Raw genomic sequence first — 3,036 nt, forward strand, 5'->3', positions numbered from 1 at the left:
GTGTCGCCGGCCTTCAGGTTGCCCTGCACCACGTGCAGATCGCCATTGGTGCTGGTCAGGCTGACGTTGCCACAACCATCAGCGATTTTTCAAAGTCAAATTTTACTAATTTTTGTTCACGATCAGATTCTATGGCGAAGCAAAGGTGACACCAATTACCTGATCGCACTTGTGCAGCGTCTGAATTCTTCTCGTAATGCTGCACCAAGCTCGACATCGTTCGCTGTCAAAGACACACTTATTGGAAACGGCCCAGTATCTTTTCTCGCAGTATATCCATCCAACGCTCTCTGATGCATTGGCTGAATTTCTATCTTATCGTCAAAAACATCAACAGAACATTCGTCCATATTCTGGTACATAGCACGCCTTGTTTTATAACCATACTTCTTCATAGCTAAAGCATCTCGTTCTTTAGCATTATTTTGTACGATACCTGAATGAATTATCCTTTGAAAATCCTCGGCACTTACTTGTTTACTCTCGCCGAGAGCCAAGCGCAGGGCAGCTCCCAACTCAGCATCGCTTGCGACAGGCAAGATATATTTTGGCAGCACATCGGGCTCTGCATACCCCATCATGCCTAGAGACATTGTAACAAGCACAAAAAAATCGCCATTAAACCCAACTGAAACTCGCGCCTTCGATTTCTTCATATTACTTTACCTTTATCAACTTAACCTCAATTCCCTTTGTTTTTGCATAATCAATTGACCTCTCAATTGCAGCCATTTGCTCAGGAGGCGTGTTGTATGGAATACCAAGCTGCATTTGCTTAGAGCTAATATCTGAGTTCTTCAAAGAAAATACACCCTTTTCCCGTCGGCAACAAAATTGGCCATATCATCCTCATATCCATTCAGCATCCTAGTGATGCTGTTAGGCCGGGTAAGATAAGATGGAGCCAGAGTATTCAATGTCTTATCACTACCACATGCTCCATCTGCGCAAGGAACACCTCGCGGCGGGTTCGCTTGCGCTTACCTGCATGCTCGGCGTCGGAGAAGCTCAGTTGCGTCATGTCTCACGCGCTCGATCACATCCGCATAGTGTCGCCAATATGGGGGGCTTGTTCAGAGCTTCCTTAAATTATTCGAGGCACTACCAATACCAAAAACCATGGCACCCACGCAAAAAAGAACAAAATAAAAATATAATACTTAGAGAAAATTTCTCGGCCAGAATGAATGCCAAAAATTTCGATGATTGAAAAAATAAAAAGAAAACTACCTCTTAACATGTATAAGTCGAATAAAAGTTCATCACCCCTTACTCCATGCTTAAAGAAGTGCCACCCCCTCGCCAACATCCCAATATTTCCGATGCAACTCAATCCATACAGCACGAAAAAAAACTTTACCGTCTCTTTGCTCCGTCCAAAAAAATAAGAAATTGGGATGGCGATGGTGGCACATCCCATAACAACCATCTCAAGCAAGAAAAATATAATTTCCCATCCAAATCCGCCCATTATCACACAACACCTCCAGTAAAAAATTCTTCCTATTTGCTTGCGCAGCCATTCTTTAACCCCATGTTTCGACAACCGGTGTTGACCCTCTGCTCTGGATCAAGTAGATCATCAACACCACCGATTTTCTGCATTCCAGTAACCGTTCCTGGAGCCATTTCATTCAAATACTTTTCATGTATTTTTTGAAGGACAGGATCGCGCTGCTCGTTACCTAGTTGCATCAGACTCCACTTCAAACTGTCCATGGATTTATCCACATATATATCCTTAAAACTTTCAAATCCATTTTTCATTATTTGATTTCCCGCCGCAGATCGCCAATCGGTCATGACATCCCCTTTTCCCGCGGCCCAATTATATGTCGCGCCCAAATCAAACAGAGTACCGCTCAAATTTGTTCTAGACTGATTCTCAGCTGCCTTAAACCATATCGCACCCGTCTGCTGATACATCGCACCAAAAAAGTCTGCCCTTGATTCAATGTCATCGATAGCGCCATACGCGACCTTATTATTAAATACGGTGCCTAAAACTAAATTTCGCGATCGATCTATATCCCCATCCATCTGATATAACTTCATGTCAACGACCGGGCGATCAAAGAACGGATACTCTTTCCATGAAGTATCCCCCGCATAATTAAGCGCGTCCTTGATTCCATTTTGGCAGACACTACCAGATGCATCACTGGCACAAGCAGATTTCAGTGCAGCATCATTTTCCTGAGAAATTTTACTGTATTTCTCAGCAATTCGTTTTTCGCACTGATCGTCACCGCCTTGCGCGCATCGGGTCATTTCTTTTTGAAGCGCAATGATCTCCTGTGGATTCAAGTAATTGTTTTCCACAGCATTGCGCGCAATCACACTGCCGACGTCGACGTCGCTCAGACTGCCCCCCGTCATCCCGCCGACCAGCGCGCCGACCGCTTGCGACAACGCCAGGATCGTCTGCTTTTCCTGCTCGGACAGATCGCTTGGCTTGGCGTTGGCGCCGTAGAGCGTCTTCGTCAGGACTTGTGCTGCGACCTCGCCGCTTGCGCCTGCCAGGGCGCCGCCGCCGGCCGAACTGCCATTGGCCTCCGCCAGCACCGCACCCAGCAGCGCGTGCGACAGCAGTTGTGCGGCCTTATTCGGGTCGCTGCCGTGGTTGGCGTCGAACGTCTGCCCGATCAATTGCGCCGCATACGGCGCCAGCGCGTTGCTCGCCACCTGCGTGCCGCTCTGGCCCGACACCCCGCCCACCAGAGCGGTAGTCACCGCCTGCAACGCGCGGCTGTAATCGCCGCCGGTCCCCCATTGCGTTTGGGTGGTGTAGGCCGCTCGGTAGTCAGCGCTGTTGGCCAGCAGGTACGCCTGCTTGTCCGGACCGCTCATGCCTGCGACGATCTTCGCCTGATCGGGATCGTTCTTCGCCAGTTCCTGCAGGTACGCATCGCCGGCCTCGGCGGTCTTCTTCGCCGCGTTAGCCGCGATGTCACCTGCCACCTGCCGACTGGTCTCCAGCACCGTCCCGGCGGCCGCCCCCATCGCCTGCTGCTCGGCCAGCACCTTGCGCACGTC

3 protein-coding genes are annotated in these 3,036 nt (G+C 49.3%); 1 reads left to right on the top strand and 2 read right to left on the bottom strand.

Going from position 1 to position 3,036, the window contains the following annotated elements; all coding sequences use genetic code 11:
* Positions 1 to 155 precede the first annotated feature (155 nt).
* The gene (locus tag D588_RS26530; protein ID WP_081613509.1) at positions 156 to 656 is read right to left on the bottom strand and encodes a contact-dependent growth inhibition system immunity protein; all 501 of its coding nucleotides are present in this window, start codon (positions 654 to 656) and stop codon (positions 156 to 158) included.
* Between the two features lie 260 nt (positions 657 to 916).
* On the opposite strand from D588_RS26530, the gene D588_RS28170 reads away from it, so the two are divergent.
* Positions 917 to 1,210, top strand: coding sequence for a hypothetical protein (locus D588_RS28170; protein ID WP_198526742.1), 294 nt, complete (start codon positions 917 to 919; stop codon positions 1,208 to 1,210).
* A gap of 293 nt (positions 1,211 to 1,503) precedes the next feature.
* Here the strand turns inward: D588_RS28170 and D588_RS26535 are convergent.
* Positions 1,504 to 3,036 (bottom strand): VENN motif pre-toxin domain-containing protein (locus D588_RS26535; RefSeq protein ID WP_198526741.1); only part of this gene is annotated, 1,533 nt, incomplete at its 5' end.

Origin of the sequence: Xanthomonas sp. SHU 308, assembly GCF_000364645.1 — a bacterium.
GTDB lineage: Bacteria > Pseudomonadota > Gammaproteobacteria > Xanthomonadales > Xanthomonadaceae > Xanthomonas_A > Xanthomonas_A sontii.

Coding starts and splice junctions, on each gene's coding strand:
- D588_RS26530 (WP_081613509.1), bottom strand. CDS start 656: ATGAAGAAATCGAAGGCGCGAGTTTCAGTTGGGTTTAATGGCGATTTT.
- D588_RS28170 (WP_198526742.1), top strand. CDS start 917: ATGTCTTATCACTACCACATGCTCCATCTGCGCAAGGAACACCTCGCG.